This is a genomic window from Pseudoalteromonas sp. MB47, from assembly GCF_011319765.1.
In the GTDB taxonomy this organism is placed as follows: Bacteria; Pseudomonadota; Gammaproteobacteria; order Enterobacterales; family Alteromonadaceae; genus Pseudoalteromonas; species Pseudoalteromonas simplex.
The window spans coordinates 23,670-49,174 of the sequence record NZ_VFBD01000031.1 but is presented as its reverse complement, the minus strand read 5'-3'; the positions used below and the strand labels follow the sequence as shown (position 1 = coordinate 49,174).

The 25,505-nt window shown below is 40.1% G+C and carries 22 protein-coding genes; 13 read left to right on the top strand and 9 right to left on the bottom strand.

Going from position 1 to position 25,505, the window contains the following annotated elements; all coding sequences use genetic code 11:
- Nucleotides 1-47: 47 nt before the first annotated feature.
- Complete coding sequence (locus IMPJCBKJ_RS18420; RefSeq protein WP_138600010.1) at nucleotides 48-1,415, top strand: YjiH family protein; 1,368 nt, start codon at nucleotides 48-50, stop codon at nucleotides 1,413-1,415.
- A gap of 33 nt (nucleotides 1,416-1,448) precedes the next feature.
- Here IMPJCBKJ_RS18420 and IMPJCBKJ_RS18415 read toward each other — a convergent pair whose 3' ends face one another.
- Both IMPJCBKJ_RS18415 and IMPJCBKJ_RS18410 read right to left on the bottom strand, forming a co-directional pair.
- A complete protein-coding gene (locus IMPJCBKJ_RS18415) occupies nucleotides 1,449-1,595 on the bottom strand; it encodes a DUF2897 family protein (protein WP_082389286.1) in 147 nt (48 codons plus the stop codon).
- Between the two features lie 39 nt (nucleotides 1,596-1,634).
- Entirely contained in the window at nucleotides 1,635-2,171 is a 537-nt protein-coding gene (locus IMPJCBKJ_RS18410; protein ID WP_166341512.1) for an acyloxyacyl hydrolase, read from the bottom strand.
- A gap of 234 nt (nucleotides 2,172-2,405) precedes the next feature.
- Between IMPJCBKJ_RS18410 and IMPJCBKJ_RS18405 the strand changes: the two genes are divergently transcribed.
- Nucleotides 2,406-2,999 carry an ABC transporter substrate-binding protein gene (locus IMPJCBKJ_RS18405; RefSeq protein WP_138600008.1) on the top strand — a complete coding sequence of 198 codons (594 nt, stop codon included), beginning with the start codon at nucleotides 2,406-2,408 and terminating at the stop codon, nucleotides 2,997-2,999.
- Nucleotides 3,000-3,299: 300 nt separating this feature from the next.
- Nucleotides 3,300-4,637 carry an ankyrin repeat domain-containing protein gene (locus tag IMPJCBKJ_RS18400; protein ID WP_138600007.1) on the top strand — a complete coding sequence of 446 codons (1,338 nt, stop codon included), beginning with the start codon at nucleotides 3,300-3,302 and terminating at the stop codon, nucleotides 4,635-4,637.
- Nucleotides 4,638-4,721: 84 nt separating this feature from the next.
- Here the strand turns inward: IMPJCBKJ_RS18400 and IMPJCBKJ_RS18395 are convergent, their stop codons facing one another.
- Genes IMPJCBKJ_RS18395 through IMPJCBKJ_RS18375 form a run of 5 tightly spaced genes read right to left on the bottom strand, consistent with a single transcriptional unit; the run spans nucleotide 4,722 to nucleotide 8,257 of the window.
- Entirely contained in the window at nucleotides 4,722-5,177 is a 456-nt protein-coding gene (locus tag IMPJCBKJ_RS18395) for a DUF2069 domain-containing protein (RefSeq protein WP_054553740.1), read from the bottom strand.
- Complete coding sequence (gene wrbA / locus IMPJCBKJ_RS18390; RefSeq protein WP_166341510.1) at nucleotides 5,174-5,728, bottom strand: NAD(P)H:quinone oxidoreductase; 555 nt, start codon at nucleotides 5,726-5,728, stop codon at nucleotides 5,174-5,176. Before wrbA ends, IMPJCBKJ_RS18395 begins: the two co-directional genes overlap by 4 nt.
- Entirely contained in the window at nucleotides 5,728-6,075 is a 348-nt protein-coding gene (arsC, locus tag IMPJCBKJ_RS18385; protein ID WP_054553738.1) for an arsenate reductase (glutaredoxin), read from the bottom strand. The genes wrbA and arsC overlap by 1 nt, the downstream gene beginning before the upstream one ends.
- Before the next feature lie 54 nt (nucleotides 6,076-6,129).
- Nucleotides 6,130-7,590, bottom strand: a complete 1,461-nt coding sequence (locus tag IMPJCBKJ_RS18380) for a M48 family metalloprotease (RefSeq protein ID WP_054553737.1) — start codon at nucleotides 7,588-7,590, stop codon at nucleotides 6,130-6,132.
- Between the two features lies 1 nt (nucleotide 7,591).
- A complete protein-coding gene (locus tag IMPJCBKJ_RS18375) occupies nucleotides 7,592-8,257 on the bottom strand; it encodes a hypothetical protein (protein ID WP_054553736.1) in 666 nt (221 codons plus the stop codon).
- Nucleotides 8,258-8,412: 155 nt separating this feature from the next.
- On the opposite strand from IMPJCBKJ_RS18375, the gene IMPJCBKJ_RS18370 reads away from it, so the two are divergent.
- From IMPJCBKJ_RS18370 to IMPJCBKJ_RS18360, 3 genes are all read left to right on the top strand, one after another.
- Nucleotides 8,413-8,631 carry a hypothetical protein gene (locus IMPJCBKJ_RS18370; RefSeq protein WP_054553735.1) on the top strand — a complete coding sequence of 73 codons (219 nt, stop codon included), beginning with the start codon at nucleotides 8,413-8,415 and terminating at the stop codon, nucleotides 8,629-8,631.
- Entirely contained in the window at nucleotides 8,624-9,691 is a 1,068-nt protein-coding gene (locus IMPJCBKJ_RS18365) for an AI-2E family transporter (RefSeq protein WP_054553734.1), read from the top strand. The genes IMPJCBKJ_RS18370 and IMPJCBKJ_RS18365 overlap by 8 nt, the downstream gene beginning before the upstream one ends.
- 118 nt (nucleotides 9,692-9,809) lie before the next feature.
- Entirely contained in the window at nucleotides 9,810-12,065 is a 2,256-nt protein-coding gene (locus IMPJCBKJ_RS18360) for an aminotransferase class V-fold PLP-dependent enzyme (RefSeq protein ID WP_166341508.1), read from the top strand.
- A 72-nt stretch (nucleotides 12,066-12,137) separates the two neighbouring features.
- Here IMPJCBKJ_RS18360 and IMPJCBKJ_RS18355 read toward each other — a convergent pair whose 3' ends face one another.
- The gene (locus tag IMPJCBKJ_RS18355) at nucleotides 12,138-13,169 is read right to left on the bottom strand and encodes a LacI family DNA-binding transcriptional regulator (protein WP_138600002.1); all 1,032 of its coding nucleotides are present in this window, start codon (nucleotides 13,167-13,169) and stop codon (nucleotides 12,138-12,140) included.
- A 348-nt stretch (nucleotides 13,170-13,517) separates the two neighbouring features.
- Between IMPJCBKJ_RS18355 and pgi the strand changes: the two genes are divergently transcribed.
- The 5 genes from pgi to IMPJCBKJ_RS18330 all read left to right on the top strand — a co-directional run bounded on the left by pgi (nucleotide 13,518) and on the right by IMPJCBKJ_RS18330 (nucleotide 22,624).
- Complete coding sequence (gene pgi, locus IMPJCBKJ_RS18350; protein WP_138600001.1) at nucleotides 13,518-15,164, top strand: glucose-6-phosphate isomerase; 1,647 nt, start codon at nucleotides 13,518-13,520, stop codon at nucleotides 15,162-15,164.
- A 270-nt stretch (nucleotides 15,165-15,434) separates the two neighbouring features.
- The gene (gene zwf, locus IMPJCBKJ_RS18345) at nucleotides 15,435-16,907 is read left to right on the top strand and encodes a glucose-6-phosphate dehydrogenase (protein WP_166341506.1); all 1,473 of its coding nucleotides are present in this window, start codon (nucleotides 15,435-15,437) and stop codon (nucleotides 16,905-16,907) included.
- A gap of 5 nt (nucleotides 16,908-16,912) precedes the next feature.
- A complete protein-coding gene (gene pgl / locus IMPJCBKJ_RS18340; RefSeq protein ID WP_054563611.1) occupies nucleotides 16,913-17,623 on the top strand; it encodes a 6-phosphogluconolactonase in 711 nt (236 codons plus the stop codon).
- An 818-nt stretch (nucleotides 17,624-18,441) separates the two neighbouring features.
- Complete coding sequence (locus tag IMPJCBKJ_RS18335; protein WP_166341505.1) at nucleotides 18,442-21,036, top strand: TonB-dependent receptor; 2,595 nt, start codon at nucleotides 18,442-18,444, stop codon at nucleotides 21,034-21,036.
- Between the two features lie 76 nt (nucleotides 21,037-21,112).
- Entirely contained in the window at nucleotides 21,113-22,624 is a 1,512-nt protein-coding gene (locus IMPJCBKJ_RS18330) for a tryptophan halogenase family protein (RefSeq protein ID WP_166341503.1), read from the top strand.
- A gap of 37 nt (nucleotides 22,625-22,661) precedes the next feature.
- Here the strand turns inward: IMPJCBKJ_RS18330 and IMPJCBKJ_RS18325 are convergent, their stop codons facing one another.
- The gene (locus IMPJCBKJ_RS18325; protein WP_166341501.1) at nucleotides 22,662-23,372 is read right to left on the bottom strand and encodes a DUF6445 family protein; all 711 of its coding nucleotides are present in this window, start codon (nucleotides 23,370-23,372) and stop codon (nucleotides 22,662-22,664) included.
- 243 nt (nucleotides 23,373-23,615) lie between these two features.
- Between IMPJCBKJ_RS18325 and IMPJCBKJ_RS18320 the strand changes: the two genes are divergently transcribed.
- Together IMPJCBKJ_RS18320 and IMPJCBKJ_RS18315 are read left to right on the top strand one after the other, a co-directional pair.
- Nucleotides 23,616-24,320 carry a SapC family protein gene (locus tag IMPJCBKJ_RS18320; RefSeq protein ID WP_138599996.1) on the top strand — a complete coding sequence of 235 codons (705 nt, stop codon included), beginning with the start codon at nucleotides 23,616-23,618 and terminating at the stop codon, nucleotides 24,318-24,320.
- A 125-nt stretch (nucleotides 24,321-24,445) separates the two neighbouring features.
- Nucleotides 24,446-25,480 (top strand): isoaspartyl peptidase/L-asparaginase, encoded by a 1,035-nt coding sequence (locus tag IMPJCBKJ_RS18315; RefSeq protein ID WP_166341499.1) that lies wholly within the window; start codon nucleotides 24,446-24,448, stop codon nucleotides 25,478-25,480.
- Nucleotides 25,481-25,505: the final 25 nt, after the last annotated feature.

Genomic DNA, 25,505 nt, shown 5'->3' with positions numbered 1-25,505 from the left:
CAAAAAGAGCTTAGCCGCTCTTTTTGTGGTTTTTACAGGTTGAAAATATGTCTAACTTAAACACAGCCCATCGCAGTGACTTGCGAACCTTGTTTACCTTTTTCGTTCCCTCACTTATAGGTGTCTTCTTGTTTATGACGCCGGTACCCATAGGTGAGGCAATGACCATTCCGATTGCTGTTATGGCAAAAGCTGTGCAGGCGTGGATAGCTCCTTTCGCGCTTGGTTTAATTACGAGCATTGTTTGCATTACCGGTATTTTATCTTTAGTGATAAAGTTGTTTAAACCCCAGCCATTACTTAAGTTCTTTATAATTAAACATTTATTTGATGTTAGTTGGTTGTGGTTGAGTGTTCGTTTATTAGGCATGGTTTTTATCGTTTTGACCTACACAAAACAAGGGCCAGAAATGATTATTTCCGGTAATACCGGTGCACTGGTTTTAAACGACTTGTTGCCAGTGTTGTTTTCTGTGTTTGTTTTAGCGGGCTTACTATTACCGTTATTATTAAACTTCGGCTTGTTAGAGCTAGTCGGTACCTTATTAACTAAAGTGATGCGTCCACTTTTTGGTGTGCCAGGTCGCAGTGCGGTTAACTGTGTAGCATCTTGGTTAGGTGATGGTAGTGTGGGTATTTTGATGACCGCTCGTCAGTATGAAGATAAACACTATACACAACGCGAAGCTGCCATTATTGGTACTACTTTCTCTGCAGTATCAATCACCTTTTGTTTAGTTGTTATTGGCCAAGTAAAGCTTGAACACTTGTTTGCACCGTTTTATTTAACAGTGTGTTTGGCGGGTTTTGTTGCGGCATTAATTGTGCCTCGCTTACCACCATTACGCTTCAAAAAAGACCTATATTTTGATGGCTCAGAGCCAGATAAAGACGCAGAATCAGTGCCTGAAGGTAAAACATTAGTCTCTCATTCACTTGATGTGGCGCTTGCTAAAGCACGCACTGCACCGGGTTTTGCTGGTACAGTGAAAGAAGGTCTACATAACGCCTTTGATATGGTATTCGCTGTGTTACCTGTCGTTATGGCTGTGGGCACATTTGCCTTGATTATTGCTGAATATACGCCAATTTTTGAATATATGGGCAAGCCGTTTGTGCCATTTTTAGAGCTATTACAAGTACCTGAAGCTGAGGCCGCAGCACAAACAATTATGGTTGGATTTGCTGATATGTTTATTCCGTCAATTCTTGCAGCGGGTAGTATTGAAAGTGATGTTACACGGTTTATTATCGCAGCAATGAGTGTGACGCAATTGATTTATATGTCGGAAGTGGGAGCACTGCTTTTAGGTAGTAAAATTCCGGTTAATATTATCGAATTGTTCTTCATCTTTATTTTAAGAACTTTAGTGACATTACCGGTGATTGTCTTAATGGCACATTGGTTAGTTTAATCTTAGCTAAAGCATTAAATAGAAAAGCCCTGATTATTCATCAGGGCTTTTTTTATCTTCATTATCATCGCTTTTAGGTACTTTGAAGTCCATTTTTGCTGCATGTTTTAGCAACATAAGGTTACCAATTACTACACCAAACACAGCAACAACAATGGCTATAATTTGCCAAGTTTCCATCTTGAAATCCTGCCGATATACACAGCGATATAGTAGCACTTAAAATCGTCTTGCATAAGACAGTGAAATAAAATCAAGGCCAGGGTTAGGGCTCTTGAAACCCGCATTTGAGTAATGTAAATATCTAAGTGCTAAGGTTGAGTTGTCACCTAAATCTGCAACTAGACCCAATCTATCTTCAAACTGATAGTGAGTACTAACGTTTTTGCCTGCAAAACGGGTGTCGTCCAACAGTGAAACGCCAATCCCAAACTCCACATAAACAGGCATGTTTTTCACATTAAACACAGGGTATTGGATCACCGGAGACATAGCTAACACGATATTAGTTTGATGTTTGTTGTCTTTGCCATACTGCCAAATATTAAAACTAGATTCGAAGTACAAACGGGCGTGTTGCAAGGGCAACTTTTCATTGGGTACATGGTACTGATAGGCCAGCTTTAGGCCTTTTACATCACCTTCACCTTGAATGTAATCAATGGCATAACCATGAATTGATGCAGAATAACTTGGTGCTGCTAAAAGAGCAGCTGCACTCAAAATAAGTGTTTTTAATGGCTTTTTAAATTTCATTTCGGTACTTCTCATTATGTCGATGAGCAAGTAAATAAGGTGGTGCTTGGGGCTTTTCAATGTGCAAAAAAACACAGAAGCTGTGCACATTCTTATATTTCTTAGCAATTAGCTGAAAACTATGGAAAAATTCGATTGGTGCTTAATTGGCATTAAAACGGTGTCGGATTGTTTCTTTTTTTATGGATTTAATATCGGTATATTAGCGAAAATTTTCGTTTAGAGGTGAATACGATGACCAAACTAGTTAACTCATTTTTGCTAATTGCAGCATTTTTTGCCGCATCTGCTTTTGCCAGTGAAGACCGCTCGCCTAAGCAATTATTAGAATCAGTCACTGCTGATTTATTTGTTGATATCGCAAATGTAAATGCGAAAGGTGATGCAAGCTCAGAAGCAATGGCGAATATTGTTGAAAAACGCTTATTACCACACATGGATATTAAGTTTGTATCGTATAAGCTTTTAGGTAAGCACATTAAAGGTCTGCGCCGTGAACAAGCCGTTGATTTTATTGCTGCGGTTGAGCATTACTTAACAGTGACTTATGCTGGCGCGCTAATGAAATACACAGGCCAAAAAGTAATTTTTGATCAATCACAACTAATCGACGATGGTTATGCAACTGTTAAGACACAAATTGTTGATGACAATGCGCCAGCCATTGATTTGCACTTTAAATTACGCCAAGGCAAAGACAAGCAGTGGAAAGTATACGATATTGTTGCTGAAGGTATCTCACTGTTAAGCGCAAAGCAAAAAGAAGTGCTGCAGCGCATTAGCCAAGTTGGCATTGATGAAGTGACACATGAATTAGCAAGTAAGTAAGTCAGCTAAAAAGCGCGATTACCTTCACCTCATCGGGCTTTTTAGTTACTTTCAGTCTCCAACCAAGCAGTGAGTACCGTCCATGTGCCGCTGCTTTTCTATTTTCTTTAAAAATCACCTACTTTGCGCTAGCACCTGTAACCCTCTGTGGTAGAATCATACTACTTTTCTTGTTTACCAGAGTATCTGTCAGATACTGTGTTATTGATGACAATATTAAGCAAACTGTCAGTTAAATTTTGCTATAACTAATTGCTTAATAAGACATCGAATAATGTGCAGCGGAGTTGTGTTTTTTTAATGGAAAATGTACTGATTTGGCCAAAGGAATACCCGTTACTGATCAAAGGATTAGCTGAGCAAAACGGGGCTTATATTTTAGACGCTTTAGAAGCTTGGCCGGCATGTCGTTCTACTAATGAAGATGACGGTGTGTGTACGACGGTTCTTCCGCCTATTTATTACCTTACTTGGTTGACTCCTCTTGAACCGTTTGAAGAGTGTTATTTCCAACACATCTCTGAATTTGATGAAGCTGCGCTGCATTACATTAATGCTATGAAAGCGCACTTTTTAGAAAACGACTACACCCCTGAGAGTCTTGTTTTAATGTTATGCCAGCGCTTAGAGAAATACGCTAGCGCATTTGCTCAATCGGCTGTTAAAACACCTATAACTTTGATTCACCAGTTATTTAATCGGCGCTATTTCACTGTGATAGAACATGTGCTTAATCACGGTGCAAAAATGTCTGCGGACGATGTATTAGAACTGTGGACCGAAGTTGACTTTAGAGAGCGCTTTAGTGGTTTTATCCCTGATTCAGTGGCTGATCTTGAATCATTAACGGCGCTTGCAGCTGAAAAAGTTGCTCACGGTGAAGATTACTTCACCTTACTAAAACTTGTATCACCTGATGTTGATTCCGCATCGTTACTTGAACAAGCTTTACTTGCTCATTTAAGCCACGAAAATGCAAAACAAACCATGGCAAAGCGTTTTATTGAGCAAGGCGCAACAGGTGCATTAGCTGACGAAAACGGTAAAACAGCCTTTATGTGGGCAACCGAAAAAGGCTATGTGAATGTGGTTGAGACAATACTTGAACATCAAGATAAGAAGGCCCAAGACAACAAAGGGAATACAGCATTACATTACGCCGTATTAGCCGAGAATGGACCTTTACTGGTGTTGCTTTTAAAAGCGGGCTATGACTTTAGAGTTCGTAACAACGATGGTCTAAGTTGCTACCGATTAGCTGTAAGCATTAAAGCAGATAACTTAGTTAAATGCCTTGAGCATGACTTTGGTATTAAAGAGCTTTCGCCAGAAGGGCAGTTTGATCGCGTTAAAAAAGTGCACTTACTCCACGCGATTGTAACTGTGTTACTACCTGTGCAGTTGTTCTTCTTTTTTGACAATAGCATTGCTATTAAAAGTGAGTTAACGCTGGGCTTTACATTAGTTTCTATCTTATGCTTTTTCTTTGCTACAAGTTTAAAACGCTGTGCGCTGTACCCGCATATTCGTCATCCATGGGGGCTGTTTATTTTAAGACTGTTTTCACTATTTAGCTTAATTGGCCAAGTGGGTCTGGCAAGTATTGTCGCGCTAGCCACCTTAGCAGAGTTGGTGTGAACGCATAAAAACTAAATAAAGTGACATAAAAAAACGGCAACCTTGGTTGCCGTTTTTTGTTTTACTTAAGCTAAACGAAAGTGCTTATTTATCGTGCTCATGTGCCGCTTTTTCTTCGGCCAGCTCTTCTTTTAATTTACGTATCTTAAGGCCAAGCTCTTGTCCGCGATGGCGAGCATAATAAGTGCAACCAATAAACATCAGACTGGCAAAGATTAACTCAAGTAATACCCAAATCAGCTGTTCTTGTGCGACCCATAGTAATGTAAAACCATGGATAAAATAGAACATCACGATAAAGTTTGCCCACGCGTAGGTATAAGGCTTATCTTGAATAATCCCTTTTAGTGGTAATAGAAGAGGGAGTATATAAACAACAAAGATAAAGCCGTTACTGTGGCCTTCTCTTGGGGCAATTAAAAACAACCAAACTGGCATTAAAATTAATAAGCCGATATAACCAATCAGTGCAAAACGTTGGAATCGTTTAGTAATTGGCTTTTTGGCAACAGGCTGATTTAGCTTTGGTTCCAAGCTCATTGTAATTTACTCGTAATCAGTGCCAAGCGTTTTCCAACACTTTGGCAAATTTTAATTTCGTCTTTACTTAACACATTGCTGTTATTGCTACCGGCCACATGAGTCGCACCGTATGGCGTACCACCAGTTTCTGTTGCTAATAATTCAGGTACCTCATAAGGCACACCGAGTAACATCATACCGTGATGTAACAACGGCAGTGATAGATTCAACAAGGTAGCTTCGTTACCACCGTGCATACTGCTCGATGACGAAAATACACAAGCAGGTTTATCTATTAGCTGACCTTTAAGCCATAGATCACTGGTGGTTTCCCAAAAGCTTTTTGCTTGTGAGGCCATCATGCCAAATCGAGTAGGGGTGCCAAAGGCCAAGCCATCACAATTAATTAGATCATCTTTGCTGATCACAATATCGTGTGGCTGACGCTTTACAAACGTGCGCAATAAAGCAGTTGCTCCTTGTTGCTCAATCGACTCGGCTATCTCATGTGCCATTGCTTCTACAGAGCCATGGCTTGAGTGGTAAAGCACAACAATGTTTATAGTCATTAAAGTACGCTTAATACGTTTTCTGGTGGACGACCTAGAGCAGCTTTGCCATTATTTTCAACAATTGGGCGCTCGATTAGCTTTGGATTGGCAGCCATTGCAGCAATTAATTTGTCTTCGTTTTGCTCGTTTTTAAGCTCAAGCTCTTTGTAGATGTCTTCTTTAGTACGCATTAATTCACGCGCTGAAGTAAAGCCCAATTGGCTAATTAAGGTCGCAATTTGCTGCTCATTAAGTGGTGTTTTTAGGTATTCAACAACACTTGGTTGTACGTTATTGTTTTCTAGTAGGGCAAGTGTTTCACGCGATTTTGAACAACGTGGATTATGATAAATAGTCACAGACATGGTGTGTTCTCACATTTAATAATTTGGCTTATTTTAGGGCAAGCGCCGCGAGACTTAAAGTCTCGCAAGCTCTTTTTGTAATTGACGGTATTGCGTGAGTAGGGCTTTTAAACGTTGTTGTTTAACTAATTCTTCAGGCTCAACAAAGTTTAGTGCTTTTTGAATTTCATCAGCTGCCTTTAAATAAGCACCATATTGGGCCAGTACATTGGCATGCGCTTCATGATAAGAAGCCATATTCTCTTGCTTTTTGTAGACATCAGCAATCAGCTCTTTGGCAAGGTTGTTCTCAGGTTTTGCTAACAAGTAAGATTTTAAAATACGTTCAGCAAGGTCAAATTGTTTTGCTTCCATCGCAGCATTTGCATAGTTTAAGGCAATTACCTGATTGTTAGGTCTATCGATATCTAATTTAGCTAAAAATTCCACCGCTTCATTCGCTTTACCTTGCGCAATGAGTAAGTCGGTGTGTGTGTCTATATAAAATAAGTTCTTTGGATCTTGCTCTAGTAATGGGTTCAAAATGCTGGCTGCTTCATCAAGCTTTTTTTGATCCAACAAGCTAATACCCAAACCATATTTAAGTGCAGTGTCGTTATGAACGGTATTTTCACGCATTAATTTACGAAACAAATCTTCAGCTGCTTTGGCTTTTTGATGATAACGAGCAATAACACGGCTCTTAGCTAAGTTAAACTCTAGGCTATCGGAGTAGTGCCTTTTTGGATACTGCTCGGCACGTAAGCGCACATCAGAGACACGGCTTTCTGGCAATGGGTGAGTCAGCAAAAATGCGGGCGGCTTATATTTGTAGCGAATTTGTGCAGCAAGTTTAGTTAAAAACTCGCTCGATTGGCGAGGATCAAACCCAGCATTATTTAAGGTCTGCATACCAATACGGTCTGCCTCTTGTTCAGCAGCACGACTATGAGTTAATTGACTAAACGCCGCTTGTGTCTGGTTTGCTGAGATAATTGCAATACCAGCATCAGGTGCAACAACGGTAGCTAAAATACCAGCAATCATACCAGCGATGGTTAACGCGCTGTTATCTTGCTGTTGTTGAATACGACGCGCTAAATGGCGCTGTGTTACGTGGGCAATTTCGTGCCCAAGTACTGAGGCAAATTGACTTTCGTTATCGGCTTGTGCCATGAGCCCTGTATGCACACCTACATGACCACCATAGAACGCAAAAGCGTTGATTTCAGGGTTATTAACCCAGAAAAAAGAAAATGGAAAACGAACATCGTTGGCGTTTGCGACTAAACGGCGGCCCAAAGTGGTCAGATACTCATCAAGAACAGGGTCATTGACAACGGGTGATGAGCCACGAATTTGCATCATCATCACTTCACCGATTGCTTGTTCTTTTTCAATCGGTAAGGCTTGTAATGCCGAGGTCCCTAAATCGGGCAGCTTAAAGTTAGTTTGTGCCTTCAACGGCTCACTGTGCAATATCGAAAATGTCAGTAATGCACTACACAGTGTAATAAAGGCTAATTTTAGTCGCATCTTATTCCTTGTTGATTTGCTCACCTAACATGACTTTTGCTAAATCTATTTCGTCGCTGCATGCTCGGCTGTCTTTTTCGCACAATTGATAGAAATCTTTTATTGTGACTCCATCTAGCTTAACAACGTTCAACTCCCGTTGTAAAAAAGTTATGATTTTATGCGCTACTTTATGAGCATGCAGAATTAAGGCTTTGTCAGCTTTGTCACCTCTTTCAAAGTAAAAAGCGATGAATTTATGAAGCTGGTTAAAACGAATAAGGTTTTTCATGGTGTGCGGATCCCACACCTTAAATTCCATAAAGCGGTTGTCTTTGATGTATTGGTCTACCGTCACATCTTTTGCATAAGGGTAGGCCCATAATTCGAAACCTCGGTCCGTAAAGCTTTGATGCAAAGCAATGCGCGGTTTTTGCTCACAGACAATTTCGCCCATGTCGGTTTCATGGCCACCTAATAAATCAAGGTTCCAGTTGCGTGGGTCAATTAATTGTTTAACGGCATTATCAAAACCGTGGTCTAAAATCCCTTCAGATTCGCTAACCGATGATGCGACCATATGATAAAAAGGCGGCAGCTCGCCCCAGTTTATTTGTTTTTTATACCAGTTTATCTCTTTAAGAGTTGGATTCGCAGGTAATTGCGCTTTATTATGCGAGCCAGGCATCAGGTTTCCTTTACTACCAGTTATTGAATAAGGATAAACTATTGTTTTGCGTGTTTTAAGAAAAAAATGAGTTGTTTCTCATTATAAAGACTTATTTTAGCAAGGTGCCTACATCTTATACTTATTATTCATATTAATAACGCAGTTGATTCGCTATGTTAACGGTTGATTTAAGGGACTATAAGTGCCCTCAACAATTTATTCAGTTTAAATTAGGGTTGAATAAGGCAGTATCGGCTCAACAAGCCGTGACTTTTACATTTAATGCTGCTGAGGCAACGGACGATATGCAGCGATTTTTAGAAAAACATCATTACCATTTTAAAATTGACCTAGAATTAGGTGTGCTAACAGTGGAGCCCATTCGTGTTTGAGTATGTAAAAGCCTGGTACGAAAATAAATTTTCTGATCCCCATTCAGTAACCTTGTTGTTATTGCTTATTGCAACCTTTGCATTTTTCTACTTTTTTGGTTCGTTAATCGTTCCAGTTTTAGTTGCCTTGGTGATTGCCTATTTACTAGATTGGCCTGTTGCTCACTTAGAAAAGCTGGGTTTGAAACGGTTTACCGCAACGATTCTAGTTATGCTGGTATTCAGTGGTTTGATGATTATGATTATTGTCGGCATGGGGCCTGTGCTTTGGCAGCAAACCAGCAATCTAGTTCAAGAAACGCCTTATATGATCGAAAAAGGTAAAGCACTGCTGTTACATCTTCCTGAAGATTACCCAAGTTTGATTACTGAAGATCAGGTTAAATCAATTGTTACCAGTGTTGAGACCAAAGCTATTGAGTTTGGTCAGTTGGTGCTATCGGTGTCATTAACTTCGATAAAAGACGTTGCAGCTTGGCTGATTTATCTTATTTTAGTGCCGCTCTTAGTATTCTTTATGCTTAAAGATAAATTAGAGCTCACGCAAAGTGCTGAGCGTTTATTGCCTAAGCAACGTCGCTTGATCATTCAAGTTTGGCAAGAAATGAATCAACAAATCATGAATTATATTCGCGGTAAGGTATTTGAAATTTTAATTGTTGGTACTGCATCTTTTATCGCTTTTGCAGTGCTTGACCTTCGCTATGCGGCTTTACTCGGCGTATTAGTTGGCTTGTCTGTGCTTATTCCATTTGTAGGGGCGGCATTGGTAACCATTCCTGTCGCTGCAGTGGCGTTATTCCAGTTTGGTTTAGAAACACAATTTTGGACTATTTTAATCATCTATGGCGTGATCCAAGCACTTGATGGCAATGTGTTAGTGCCGTTATTGTTCTCTGAAGCGGTAGATTTAAACCCAGTGTTCATCATCGTTGCAGTATTGTTTTTTGGCGGTTTATGGGGCTTTTGGGGCGTGTTTTTCGCAATACCGCTGGCTTCTTTAGTAAAAGCGCTTATCAATGCCTGGTCTTCTAAGCAGGTTGAGCTAATAGAAAATTAGCTTAGTCTTAAAAAGTATAGAAAACGCACTTTACTGACTAATTGATTATTATAATTTAGCCGTGAAAAATGTAAAATAGGTTATAAGATATATCTTTTAGTAATATGGTGCGTTTTTCATGGCAAATTTTTACCTTCCTGACGATGCTAATCAGCAAATTTATTTAGATGCGAATGCAACGACTCCTGTACTTCCTGAAATTGCCGATGTGGTTTCGCACACGATGCAAGTCTGTTTTGGTAATCCATCAAGCTCTCATATTACGGGTATTCAAGCAAAACACTTATTAGAACAAACACGTAACAAAGCACGTGAAGTCATTGGCGCTACCGACGGCGATATTTTATTTACCTCGGGTGCAACAGAAGGTATTCAAACGGCGGTTGTTTCAACGCTTATTGCTGCAAAAAATCATCAAATCGAGAATCCGGTATTACTTTATGGGGCAACAGAGCATAAAGCGGTGCCAAATACCCTAAAACATTGGAACAGTGTACTTGATATCAACGCGCAGGTATTAGCTATTCCAGTAGATAAAAACGGTATTTTAGATCATGAGTTTATTCGTAAACATGCTGCGAATGCACTGATGATTTGTACTATGGCAGTAAACAACGAAACCGGTATATTCCAAGATTTAAGCGCTATTGAGCAAGTTATTCGTAGTGAAAACAATAATGTGGCTTGGATGGTTGACTGTGTACAAGCATTAGGCAAAACCAACTTAGCACTAAGCCAAACAACCATTGATTACGCCCCATTTTCTGGCCATAAATTGTATGCGCCTAAAGGCATTGGTGTACTTTATATTCGTAAAGGCAGTGCATATACGCCATTTATTGCTGGCGGCGGCCAAGAAAGCGGTATGCGATCTGGTACCGAAAATTTACCGGGCATTGCCGGTTTGAATAAGCTGTTCTCGTTATTGCTTGATAAACAAAACCAGACTTTTAAGCCAATTGAGCAGCTACATGCTTTTCGCGAGCAATTATTAGCTGCATTAACAGACACCTTTGGTAGCATTACGTTCAATCACAGTTTTGAGCATTCGGTGCCAACAACGTTGAACTTTGCGGTGAACGAATTAACCAGTAAAGAAGTGATGGACTTATTTGATGCTGCGGGTATCCGTGTAAGTGGCGGCTCGGCATGCAGCTCAGGTGCAAATCGTAGTTTTGTTTTAGACGCGATGGGAGCCAGTGATTGGCAAAGTGAAAACGCGATACGTATGTCGTTTGGCCCAGCTGTTAACCAACAAGAGATTGATTTTGCTTGCGACAAAATACGTTCTTTAAAACCGATTCTAGAAGCAAACTGCTTAGTGGTATCTGATAGTACATCGCCGCAACACGAAGTGTGTGCGATTGGCTTAACACAACTTCGCCATCAAGCAGCGTGCTGCTGGCTTTATGTCGACAGTGATAAAAGCGCTGTGGTGATTGATCCTATCATTGAGCTTATTCCACGTATGGCGAAAATTGTCGCGACACAAGGCCTAACAGTAAAAGCGATTATCGATACCCATAACCACCAAGAACGTTTATCGGCCCGTTGTTTATTATCAAAAGAGCTCGCAGAACGTTATGTTGCTAATGAGATAGACGAACTTGGCTGGCCAAAAGATTCAGCAACCATCGAATTAAGCGATGCGCGCTTAACTAAAGTAGCAACACCAGGTCACAGTGACGATAGTGTTAGCTATTTATTATCAGATACGCAAAGCGGTGACATCAGCTATTGCTTCTGTGGTGATTTAATCTTACCAGGCGGCTTAGGTAACACTGCAATTAGCGGTGGTGATGCTGTGAAAATGGCTCAGTCTTTAAAGCAGCTTGCTATGGTAATACAAGATTCAACGGTGATTTGTTCTGGTCATGATTATCAGCAGTGTTTTGCTATGGATTGGCATGCGCAAAAAGCAACGACGCCGTTACTTGCGCAACTATTAAGTGAGCTAGTATCAGATGATGAGTTTGTTGAATTAAAGCAACAAGCTGATGAGCAAAAGCATACTGTAAGTCATTCTCTATGTGGCTATGTTGAAACACTTGAAAGTGCGCCGATGAAACAGCTAGTCGCAACCGATGCGAAATCAATGTTAGATGATAAGGCAACTTACCTAATTGATACACGTGAACCGTATGAGCATGGAGCGAATAATTTAGCAGAGTTATTCACTGTTGCTGAGAGCAAAGTGATTAACATTCCACTCAGTCGTATGGCAAACGCTATCGTGCAAGGACAGCTTGAGAAAGACCATAGTTATATTTTGGTTTGCCGAAGTGGTAATCGTTCTAAGCAAGCGGCAAACAACTTGTCGCAGTTAGGGTTTGAAAACGTTTATAACTTAAATGGCGGTTTAGCATTGCTTTAATGTTTAGTAATTAGATATAAATCAGTCATTAAAAAAGCCGCTATAGAGCGGCTTTTTCGTAACTTGTATAAATTAGGCCGTTGTAGGGCCTGAGCTTTCCCGTACTACTAATGAAGGGGTAAAGGTCGTGATGATGTCTTTATCTTGATTACGTGCACCACGGGTTTTTCTAAACAGTAAACGGGCTGCATGCTGCGAAATTACATCATTCGCCTGATGTGCTGTGGTTAGTTTAGGCCAAGTCTGACGCGAGAACGGTGAATCTTCGAAGCCCGTAATTGATAGCTGCTGTGGAATTTCGATACCCATTAAGCGTGAGGCGAATAACGCGCCCGCTGCCATTTCATCGTTACCGCCAAGTAGGGCTGTGATGTTTTTCGGGTTATTCTCACCTAACAATGCTTTTGCGCCTTCTACACCTGATTCAAAAGAATACTGGCCTTCGTAGATGAGCGCGTCATGCAATGGAATGCTGTGATCTTTTAACGCGGCCTGATAACCCTCTAAACGTTCAGTTGTTGATTTATGCTCTTTGTCACCGCATAAAAAACCAATATTTTTATGGCCAAGCGACAGTAGGTGAGCGGTGATTTCGTACGCTGCTGCGTAATCGTTCACATAGATACAAGTGTCTTGGTCTTCTTCAGTAGGGCGGCCAGAGAGTACGCGTACATAATGAATGCCCATTTCATCTAGCATATCGATAATGCTATTTTGCTCTGACAGCGGTGGCGTTAATACAAGGCCAGCTAAGCGAGAGCGCTTGATCATGGTTTTAAAGTCTTCTTCCATGTTGCCATCCAGATAGTTACATGGATGAATAACCAGCTCATAGCCTTCTTCTTTACAACGCGATAACACACCGTTTTGCATGTCGATGACATAATAAGCATTCGGGTTATCATAAACTAAACCAACAGTAAAAGACGATGTGCCTGCTAGGTTACGAGCAGCAAGGTTTGGTTGATAGTTTAACGTGTTAACAGCGTCCATCACTATATCGTACGTTTTTTTTCTGACCGATGGCTCTTTATTAATCACTCGTGAAACGGTTTTCATTGAAACACCTGCGAGCTTGGCTACATCATTAATGGTTACTTTCATACTGTTGCTTTATAGTTGGTTATATTTGTATTATAATATTATCGGTCAGGTGTTCACCAGACGCTTTTTCTTATATGTACATCTATATTTAATATAAGTTAGTTAGTGTATCTAATGTTCTACCAAATTAGCAGTAAAATAATTGAGATAATTTTTATGATACCGGTGTCAAAAGAGAAAAATTGCGCTATTATCTCGACTATAGAATGTAAAAGTAGAACATTGACAGCGTTGTCATTTTAACTTAGTGTTGATTTCACACCGTGTTTTTAATTGCTGTCTTTATTCAATATAATAAAAAGATAGTTAAGAATCAGTTTGTTGCAAGTTTTGAAGGGGATTAAATATATGAGCAGCCGTTCGCAATTAGCTAGTTGGCAAGCACTATCTGAAAGTGCCAAGAAGATGAAACAAATTCATCTTAAAGATTTATTTGCCAAAAATAGCACGCGTTTCGAGCAATTCTCTGCTCAGATCCCGGGTGTATTATTCGATTACTCGAAACAACAAATTGATAAAACTGTTTTTGAACAATTAATTGCTTTAGCGAAAGAGTGTGATATTAGCGCATGGCGCGAAAAAATGTTCAGTGGTGAGAAAATTAACATTACTGAAGACCGTGCTGTACTTCATACTGCTTTACGTAACCGCGCTAACACAGCTGTAATGGTTGATGGTGAAAACGTAACAGATGCTGTTAACGCTGAGCTTGCTAAAATGAAAGCCTTTGTTGGTAAGGTACGCAGTGGTGAGTGGTTAGGCTACACAGGAAAAGCAGTAAAAGATGTGGTTGCAATTGGTGTCGGTGGTTCAAATCTAGGCCCACAAATGGCAACAGAAGCGCTTGCTGCTTATGCTGATGGCACATTAAATGTTCACTATGTATCAAATGTTGATGGTGTTCAGATTGCATCTGTTTTACAAGGTTTAGACGTTGAGACAACGTTATTTGTTATCTCGTCAAAAACGTTTACCACCTCAGAAACCATGACTAACGCTAAATCGGCTGTTGAGTGGTTTTTACAAACGGCACAAGCGCAAGAGCACATAGCTAAGCACTTTGTAGCTGTAAGCACCAATTTAGAAAAAACAGCGGCCTTTGGTATCGCTGATGAAAACGTATTCACAATGTGGGATTGGGTAGGCGGTCGCTTTTCTTTATGGAGTGCGATAGGATTACCAATCGCCCTGTACCTAGGCTTCGACGCGTTCGAAGAGATCCTAGAAGGTGCGTTTGAAATTGATGAGCATTTTAAAAATGCTGAATTTGAAAATAACGTACCATTATTAATGGCGCTTTTAAGTGTTTGGAACACAAGCTTTTTAGGTTATACAGCGCAAGCTATTTTACCGTATGATCAAGCACTACACATGTTACCCGCGTATTTACAGCAAGGTGAGATGGAAAGTAACGGTAAGCATGTTACTTTTGCAGGTGAAACGGTTCCTTACACGACGGTTCCAATTATTTGGGGTATGACAGGTATCAATGGTCAACATGCTTTTTACCAATGTCTACACCAAGGTAATGTAATTGTACCTGCTGACTTTATTGCTTCAATTGAGCCGCAAGTCAATGTAGGCAAGCATCATGATATTTTATTATCAAACTTCTTTGCACAAACCGAAGCGATGATGGCCGGTGTTGATGCAGAGCAAGTAACTGCAGATTTAACCGCGAAAGGTAAATCTGAAGCAGAAATCTCAGAATTATTGAATCACAAGATTCACCAAGGCAATCGCCCAACAACGTCAATGTTATTAGATAAAGTTGATGCGAAAACGGTAGGACGATTAATTGCGCTTTATGAGCACAAGATCTTCTGCCAAGGCATTATTTTAGAAATCTGTTCATTTGACCAATGGGGTGTAGAGCTAGGTAAGGGACTTGCCTCTAAAATTGAAGCTGAATTATTTGATGATGCAGTCAGTCATCCACATGATAGTTCAACCAATGGACTGATCGCTTACTATAAGACACATCGTAAGCAGTAAAAGATTCGCAGTATTAGCTGCAAACCGAATACCTTTGAACGGGTAGCGCTGGAGTTCTTAGGGCCTGTATTTTTGTGAGAGGATTTACAGAGCCCCTAAGACTCATTTACTTCAGCCAACATAAAAAGAATGAGTAAGCTACTTACAAACAAATTCAACAGGCTTTGTTAAAGGATATTGTCTAACAGGCCACATCAACCAGATAACAACACGCACTGCCATATTGCATGAATTGGATGAACATGGCATTGCCAATGTAGAGAGTGATATATGTTAAATCCATTTGATATCGTAATTTTTGGGGGCGGCGGTGATCTTGCGTTACGTAAGTTACTTCCTGCAATGTATCGCGCTTATCAAGAGGGCAACCTTCCTCAAGGTTCTCGTATCCTTCCTACGGTACGTGAAGAAAGCAAACGTAAAGAATACATCGAAACAGCACATAAAGCGTTACAAGACTTTTTAGGTAAAGGTGAGTACAACGCAAAAGATTGGAAAGCGTTTTCAGCTTACCTTGTGCCAGTTGTATCAAATGTGACTGAAGCAGATGATGACTGGGACAAATTAAGAGATATTCTTGATGAACACGACGCTGACAAGTCTCGTGTTTTTTACCTTTCTTTACCACCTGCAGTGTATGGTAGCTGCTGTGAAATCTTATCAAAGAAAGGTCTAATCACAGAAACATCTCGTGTTGTTGTTGAAAAACCGATTGGTTACTGTGGTGAATCTGCTGAAGCAATCAATGCAAAAATTGCTGAATACTTCAAAGAAGAGCAAGTATTCCGTATTGACCATTACTTAGGTAAAGAAACAGTACAAAACTTAATGGCACTACGTTTTTCAAACTCATTGTTTGAAAACCTGTGGGATGCAAAATCAATCGATAACATCCAAATTAGCTTATCAGAAACAGTAGGCTTAGAAAGCCGCGCTGGTTTCTACGATAAAGCGGGTGCATTACGCGATATGGTACAAAACCACTTGCTACAATTACTTTGTTTAGTGGCAATGGAATCACCAAATAAACTAAACGCAAACAGCATCCGTACTGAAAAACTAAAAGTACTTGAGTCGTTACGTCCGTTAGTGGCTGAAGATGTTGATGCAAACATTGTACGTGGTCAGTACGTACCAGGTAACTTAGACGGTAAAATCGTCCCAGGTTACTTAGAAGAATTAAACGAAGGTGCGAGTAAAACAGAAACTTTTGTTGCTATTCGTGCGCACATCGATAACTGGCGCTGGGCTGGCGTGCCTTTCTATCTTCGTACTGGTAAACGTATGAAAAAGCGTTGTGCTGAAATCGTTGTTGAATACAAAAAAGTATCTCACAACGTTTATACCGATAACGTAGGTAAAATTGAGCCAAATCGTCTTGTTATTCGTCTGCAACCAGAAGAAACAATTCAATTAACACTGATGTCTAAGCGCCTTGATAACCTTGAGATGCAATTAGAACCAGTAACCATGAACATTGAGTTATCGCAAGCGTACAGTAATGGTTTTCATTCAGATGCCTATAAGCGCTTAATGTTAGATGCCGCAGCAAACAACCCGTCGCTGTTTATTCACCGTGATGAAGTGCGTCAAGCATGGAAATGGATTGACCCAATCATTGAGCGTTGGCAAGAAAAAGGTGCACCATCGTTATACCGTGCTGGTACATGGGGCCCTGAAGATGCAGATGAGCTTTTAGAAGAAAACAACCATGTTTGGTTTAACACAGGCGATAAGGCGTAATTAAGATGGCAACAATTGTTGAAAAATTCTTTGCAAACAAAGACGAATTAACAGCTGAGCTTTCTTCAAGCCTTGAGCAAAGCCTTGTTGCTGGTATTAAAGAAGATGGTCGCGCGGTATTGATGGTATCGGGTGGTTCATCGCCAGCACCTGCTTATAAGCACTTATCAAACCTTGAGCTTGATTGGGCAAACATAGATGTTGCTATGGTTGATGAGCGTTGGGTTGATGCTGATCATGAAAAAAGTAATGAAGCATTTATCAAAAGCACGCTATTACAAAACCATGGCGCAGCAGCTAATTTCGTGACAATGAAAAATGACGCATTAACGGCGCAAAACGGTGTAGCTGAATGTGAAGCTGCATACAAAGCATTAAAGCGTCCTTTTGATGTGACGATTTTAGGCATGGGCCCTGATGGTCATACGGCTTCTCTTTTCCCTCATGCCGAAGGTCTTGAACACGGTCTAGCAACAGATGATTTAGTATGTGCAATTAATGCCATTGAAAGCGATGTAACAGGTAAAATCACTGAGCGTATGACGTTAACTTTATCTGCGATTGCAGATTCTAAAGTTGTGAAGCTTTTAATTAGTGGTGAAGAAAAACTCGCTGTTTACAAGCAAGCGAAAGAGGGCGGTGCAGTTGCTGACATGCCTTTACGTGCAGTATTGAATCACCCACATATCAATATTGAAGTTTATTGGGCACCTTAATCGCTCAATAAAACTCTATGCCAAAAGCGAGCTATTATGCTCGCTTTTTTGTTTTTAAATACTTACCTTGAATACCAATCCGCAATAATACTTAATCATTTTGAGGGATTAAACCTGTCGCTAACGGCGTTAAAAATTTCTGATTTAGAACAACTAAATAACGAAATTTTGCCTTGTTATCAACGAGGTTTTATTGCCTAAAAATAGGTCACTTAATTAAGCGAATTGGTATAACAAACAGTATTGAATAAATACACTTTCTTTAAATAGCCGATAAAGTGTTAGACAAGTACAAAGGGGCTCTATATAATTAAAAATGACAACGCTGTCATTGTTATTGATTGTTATTCTCAATATTCCCTTTAACTCATTCTGCCCAGAAAAAGTTAAAAATAATTTGTACATGACAGCGCGCTTTTAGAAACACGTTAGTTTTGTAAGCTAATTTATTGTTAGATAACAGGTTTTATATAACTTTTAGTTATGGTTAATAAATGCCCAGTGGAAACTAAAGCTTACAAAAATACATGTAATTTTTAGCTAATTTCAAAAACTCATCCTTTTGGTCTTTTCATCTGCAATATCACTCATGCTATATTTGCGCCGTTTATTTGTAACAATTCTTAAAAACTCAATATTAAATATTAGTTATATCAATAACTTGATTATTTCGTTGTAAATTTTTTGCACAAATTAACCAAAAAGATGTAGCACAAATGTAATTTAGAGTGTATGGTTTGTTACTAGATGACAGCGTTGTCATCATCACTGGGCAGAAGTGATATAAAAAACCAACAAAATGATTCAAGGGGAATCCTGTGTTAGCTAAAAATTTTAAGAAAAGCTTATTAGCAGTTAATATCGGCCTCGTAATGAGTGCTGGGTTCACTGGCGCTGCATACGCAGCAGATGAAACTAAAGTTCAAGAAGATGTTGAAGTAATTGAAGTTCGCGGTATTCGCCGTTCACTTGAAGCTTCAATGAATACTAAGCGCTTTGCTGACAGCGTTGTCGATGCTGTATCTGCAGAAGACATCGGTAAGTTTCCTGATGGCGATGTAGGTGAAGCACTAGGTCGTATTTCAGGTGTTGCTGTTAACCGTCAATTCGGTCAAGGTCAGCAAGTGTCTATCCGTGGTGCTTCAAGCCAATTAACACGCACACTTTTAAACGGTCAAACTGTTGCATCAACAGGTTGGTATGACCAACAATCAATCGACCGTAGCTTCAACTATACGCTTTTACCACCTGAATTAGTTGGTGAAATCCAAGTTTATAAATCTTCTCAAGCTGACGTTGTAGAAGGTGGTGTTGGTGGTACTGTTATTGTTAACACTCGTAAGCCACTTGATCTTGACGCTGGTACAACTTTCTTAAGTGCAAAAGCCGACTACGGCACAATCTCTGAAGAAACAGACCCTCAAGTTTCTGGCTTATTTAGCTGGAAAAATGACGAAGAAACATTCGGTTTATTAGGTTCAGTATCTTGGGCTGAAACAAACTACCAACGTAACGGTATCGAATCACTGATCGGTTGGGGTGATATTGTTCCTACTACGTTCCAACAAGAGCGTGAACGTACAGCATTAAATGCAACTTTCCAGTATCGTCCTACAGAAAACCTAGAGCTAGGTTTAAACATCATGAGCCTTGAGTTAGATGCAAACAATGCAAATACCTCAAACTTCGTAATGTTCCCTGACGACAAAGAAGCAGCTTGTGAGCAAACAAATGCATCAGGTACATGTGTTTTCTACCGCCGTACTGGTGAAGGTGTAAATCCAGGTTGGACTCAAACTTGGGCACGTATTGCGAGCATGTCATCTGACACAGCTGATTTCAGCCTTAAATACGAAGGTGAAAACTTCACATTAAAAGGTCGTTTCGGTACAACTGAATCAGAAGGTGGTACAGACCTTACTGCAAACTACGGTAACTTCATTGGTGTTCCATCTGATTACGCGGGTACTTATGATGCAACTGGTGATGTGATCAAAATTGATATCAATAACAAATACTTTGAAGCATCAGATTTTGCAGGTCCATTATCTCCAGCTGGTTGGGCACTTAAAAAGCAACCTAACACAGATGAAGAAACTTACGCACAGTTAGACCTTTCTTTCCCTGTTGATTTTGGTGCTATCACAGCAATCAAAACAGGTTTCCGTTGGGCTGACCATGAAGTAAAACAAGAGACTTACTCAACTACTTTAGTTGATACATTACCAACTGGTGATGGTGAGACTTACTACTCAGGTACTATGTCATCAGGTGCTGGTTTCACTTTACCAAAGCCAGATTTTGACAAAATGGTAGCAGATGCACGTGCTGCAATTGTAAGCTTCGATAATGATTCAGCTGTATACCGCTCAGGTTACGGTACAATTGAAGAAGAGAACTTTGCAGTTTACGCAATGGCAGAGTTCTCTGCAGAATCTATCCGCGGTAACTTCGGTTTACGTTATATCTCTACAGATGCAGAATCAGATTACTACGGTTTTGCAAACGGTGAGTACGAAAGTTCTCTAAGCACAGATAAAGCGAGCTACAACGACGTATTACCTAGCATCAATATCGCTTTCGATTTAGCTGAAGATGTAATTTTACGTACCTCTGCAGCACAAGTAATTGCTCGTCCTAACTACACAGATATGTTCTCTGCATCATCTTTTGCAGGTTACGCTGATGGTACAGCAAATAACGAAGTACTAACTAAAGGTAACGTAGGCCTTAACCCATTCAAAGCAACTCAAGCTGATTTAGGTATTGAGTGGTACTTTGATGGTGACGGTATGGTAAGTGCAACTTACTTCTTCAAAGACATCACATCATTTGTTACTTCAAGCCAAATCTTGAATCAACAAATCGGTGTTGTAGACCCAGATACTCAAGGTGATAACTGGACGCTATCTACTAAGCTTAATGCAAGTGGTGGCCAAATCGAAGGTATCGAGCTACAAATTCAAGATGGCTTTGACAGTGGCTTTGGTTACTCAGCAAACTACACATTCGTAGATGCACCATCAGAAGCTGAAAACTACCCAGATATGATCCCATTATTCTCAGATTCGTCTAAGCATACTGTGAACTTAGTGGGTTACTATGAAACAGATACTTACTCAGCACGTTTAGCTTATAACTGGCGTTCAGAGTACATGATCCGTGAGCTACCTGGTTTCTATGGTAACCGTGAGCATCAATCATACGGTACTCTTGATTTCAGTGCTAACTACAGCGTAACTGATAACATTGACGTAACGTTTGAAGCTGTTAACTTAACTGAAGAAGACAGCGTACAAATCGGTGTTGCTCCTTCTGATGCAGAAGTAGTTCCTGAGCTTCGTAACGGCTACCCAGCATGGAGCTTTGAAGGTGAAGCACGCTACAAGCTAGGTGTATCACTCCGTTTCTAATTTGATTTAGATAACGAAATTAAGAAAGCCCAGCTCGCACTGGGCTTTTTTGTGAGTAAAAAGTGGGCGAGTGAAAATGATAAAAAAAATCGCAATTGTTGGTGGCGGAACAGCAGGTTGGTTAGCCGCTAACCATTTAGGCCATGCGCTTTTGCAAAGCGGTATTGAGATCACATTAATCGAGTCTCCTAATATTGCCAGCATAGGTGTCGGTGAAGGTACTGTTCCTTCGATGCGCAACTCTTTGCAAAAGTTTGGTATCAGTGAAAGTGACTTTATCAATGAATGTGATGTTACTTTTAAGCAGTCAATCAAGTTTGTAAATTGGCTAGATAAACACAAACATGGTGCTAACTTTTACCATCATTTATTTGATCACCCACATATATTCGGTGAGGAGTTAACGCAGCAGTGGCTTGCTGAGGGTAACGGTAATGATTACGCAGACTTTGTTTCTAAGCAACATGCGTGTTGTGAAAATAACCTAGCACCGAAAACAATTTCGACACCGCAATATGCAGGTATCAATGGCTATGCCTATCATTTTGATGCTAAAAAGTTTGCTGCTTTCTTAGGAAGCCATGCCACGCAACATTTTGCTGTTAAACACCTGCTTGCAGAAATAAGGGATGTTAGCTTTGATGAGCAAGGTTTTATTACACATCTAATCGACTCAGAAGCTAACGCCTTAGAATTTGACTTTATTATTGATTGCTCCGGTTTTTCGGCTGCCTTTATTGGGCAAAAACTAGGGGTGGGCTTTGTTGATAAGTCAGCTAGTTTATTAACTGATACTGCAATCACATTGCAAGTACCGACACAAAGCGATGATGAAATACCACCTTATACTATTGCTACGGCACACCAAGCTGGTTGGATCTGGGATATTGCGCTCACAGAGCGAAGAGGAGTGGGGTTTGTTTATTCATCTAAGTATATGAGCGATGAGCAAGCAAACGCTAAATTGCATCATTATTTAGGTAATAAATTTGAGCACTTAACGCCACGAAAGATCCCGATGAAAGTAGGGCACAGAGAAAAAATGTGGCACAAAAACTGTGTGGCTATCGGGTTGTCGCAAGGCTTTGTTGAGCCTCTTGAAGCAACTGCCATCTTAATTGCAGACTTTTCTGCGGGGTTATTAGCTAAACGTTTTCCGCGTACCCGAGAGGACATTAACTTAGTTGCTGATGAATACAATCAGCAGGTGAATTATGTATGGCAACAAACGTTTGATTTTATAAAAATGCATTACTGTATTTCGGATAGAACTGATTCGGCTTTTTGGCGTGATAACAAAAAAACCGACCAGTTATCAGAAAAACTAAAAAATAACCTAGCACGCTGGCAGCGCTTTACACCGGTACGCGAAGACTTTGCCAGTAAGTTCGATTTGTTCGACTTAGAAAACTACTTATACGTACTGTTTGGTATGCATTATGTACCTGGCAAACAGCAATCTAAGCAGAGCGACAATCAACAAGTTGCTGAATTTAAACAGCAGCGCGTCAATCAGCTATTAAGCGAGCTACCTAAGCACAGAGAACTGTTAGATAAAATAAAGAAATTTGGCTTACAGAAGTACTAATTTTATTAACTGAGCTGGCTAATACGTATTAGCCAACTCAGTCGATTCTAAAAAATGAGGAGATAGATAAACGACTGTTATTTAAATCATTACAGTACTTTTTGTGATTTAAAAGAGCTGCGCTATGCAATAGGTTGCTCTTATAAATTACGAGCCTATTGATCTTCGCTTCAATATCCACCACTTTTTCAAAAAGCGCTGTTGTTTCATTTAAATAGCCTGGATGAGTTGCGCTGTGTTTTTCTGTATCAGCAATCATGTTATGTACGCTATTTTGGTTATCAGCCGTCACTTTAATAATGTTCTCAGGTAGGTATTTATATATGCCTGTGCCACCCCATTCTTTGTCTGACAAATAATGCACTGCTGCAAATGTTTTATCATCCGTTGAATCAATATGTGGCATACGCTGCAAGGTATTTAATTCATCCGCATTTTGAGTCACTAATGAAAGTTTACAGCGGTGAAGATATAAATTATTTTCGCCGCTAGTAATGATCCCTTGCTCTAAAAGTTCTTTAACTAGCTGCTCAAAAGCTCGGTAGTAGGGCGCAGGCATTTCATCTCGTTTGCCTGGGTAGAGTGTGCCATCGCTGCCAAAAGGCTGGAAGTAGGCTGTCTCTGTGGCAAATTGATAAACTGGCTCAAGGTTGTGCAAAAAGTCATCAACAATAATAACGGTTTCATTAATTTCACCAATAAATACTTGGCTTACTTTATAGTCTTTATTTAATCGATAGCCTTCCATTATTTGCCTCAGTCATTCCGTGTTTGTTGAATATACTAACAAAAATAGTGGCTTATGCGTGATAATATTTACTTGATCGCAGCTTGTTTTTTCATCACTTAAGGTTAATTAGCAACATGGGTAAATTTGTTAATTTATAATGTACAAACTGCCACAAAATTTTCACTTCCTTTTTGTTGCCAAAACCTATAGGCTTTGGGCACTAACAGCAAAAACATATTATAAAATTAACGGAGCAGTATCATGGCGGAGCAACAAGTACAGCCTTTACATAACGAAAAACATGCCAACACTAAAATTCAAAATGGCATCAACATTGAGTTCATGAAAACTCAGCATTTAGTACCTGTGGTTGCACACGAATTTGCACGTATCGCAAATGAATTCCCAATGGCATTTGTTAAAAACAACGAATCAGGTAAATTTCAAGCAGTTGCTTTATTTGGTCTAGAGCCAGGCGAAAACCTTTTCATTCAAGACGGCAAATGGACAGCAGCATTTGCGCCTATGTCTATGACTCGTTACCCACTTGGTCTTGTTAAGCATCCAGAAGCTGACCAATTTGGTATCGTAATCGACGAAGCAAGCCCACTTGTAAGCGAAGAAACAGGTAATGCACTTTTCGAAAACGGTGAAGAAACTGAATACCTTAAGCGTCGTAAAGAAGCACTTGTTTCTTTCATCGAGTTCTCTCAGGTAACTGAAGCATTCACTAAGTACCTTGCAGACAAAGAACTACTAGTAGCTCAAACGCTAACTGTAGAAATCAAAGGTGAGAAAAAAGACATCAACGGTATCTACCTTGTTGACGAGAAAAAACTTAACTCACTAGGTGATGAAGAGTTCTTAGACCTTCGTAAGCGTGGCTATTTAGCACCAATCTACTCTTTCTTAACGTCTACTCACCAAGTAGCACGTTTAGCACGTTTAAAAGCAGCTCAAGCTTAATTTTAAACTGATGAAAAAAAGCGCCATTAGGCGCTTTTTTTGTTTCTTTCGTCTGTTAAAGCTTGAAAACCAGCGACGAATTATTCACATTGGGCTTACAAACTAAAATAAATATAAGTGCCCCTATGTTAAAAACATTACTCACCTCAGCCATTGCCCTTAGCGCATTATCATTTAGTACTTTCAGCCATAGTAGTGATCAACCTTTCGCTATTGCTATTCATGGTGGTGCTGGAACAATTGAAAAAAGCCGCTTCACGCCAGAGCAAGAAAAAGCTTACCGTGCAAAACTAAAAGAAGCCGTTGAAACAGGCTATGCTGTGCTCGAAAAAGGCGGTGAGAGCCTAGATGCCATTACTGCGGCAATTAATGTGCTTGAGAACTCGCCGTATTTCAACGCTGGTCGCGGTGCTGTATATACTTATGACGGTGCACATGAGCTTGACGCATCGATTATGGATGGTCGTACACGCCAAGCAGGAGCTGTTGCTGGGGTTAAACACATTGAAAACCCAATTAACTTGGCGCGCTTAGTGATGGAAAAATCAGTGCATGTTATGCTCAGCGGCGAAGGTGCTGAAGAGTTTGCAAAAACTCAAGGTATGCCGCTGGTTGAAAACAACCTATTTGATACTGAGCACCGTTATAAAGCCTTATTAGAAGCAAAAGAAAAGCTCGATAAACAAAAAGTAACTAGCAAAGACTACCAAGCTGCACACAAAGCCCTGCCAGTTAATTACAAAATGGGCACTGTCGGTGCAGTTGCACTTGATAAAAACGGTAATATCGCAGCAGGTACCTCTACAGGTGGCATGACAGCAAAACGTTTTGGCCGTGTGGGCGATTCACCAGTGATTGGTGCGGGGACCTTTGCTGAAAACGAATCATGTGCAGTATCTGCGACAGGCCATGGCGAGTACTTTATTCGCTACAATGTGGCAGCTGATATTTGTGCTCGCGTAAAATACCAAGGTAAAACCATTGTGGAAGCGGGGAACGAAGTGATCCACGATGTATTAATGCCTATAGGTGGCACAGGCGGTGTGATCATCATTGATGCTAAAGGTAACATCAGCTTGCCGTTTAACACCGCAGGTATGTACCGTGCGAGTAAATCAAATACATCACCAACGTATGTGGGTATTTTTAAAGACGAGTAATTATCTGAAACGAATCTTCAGACAA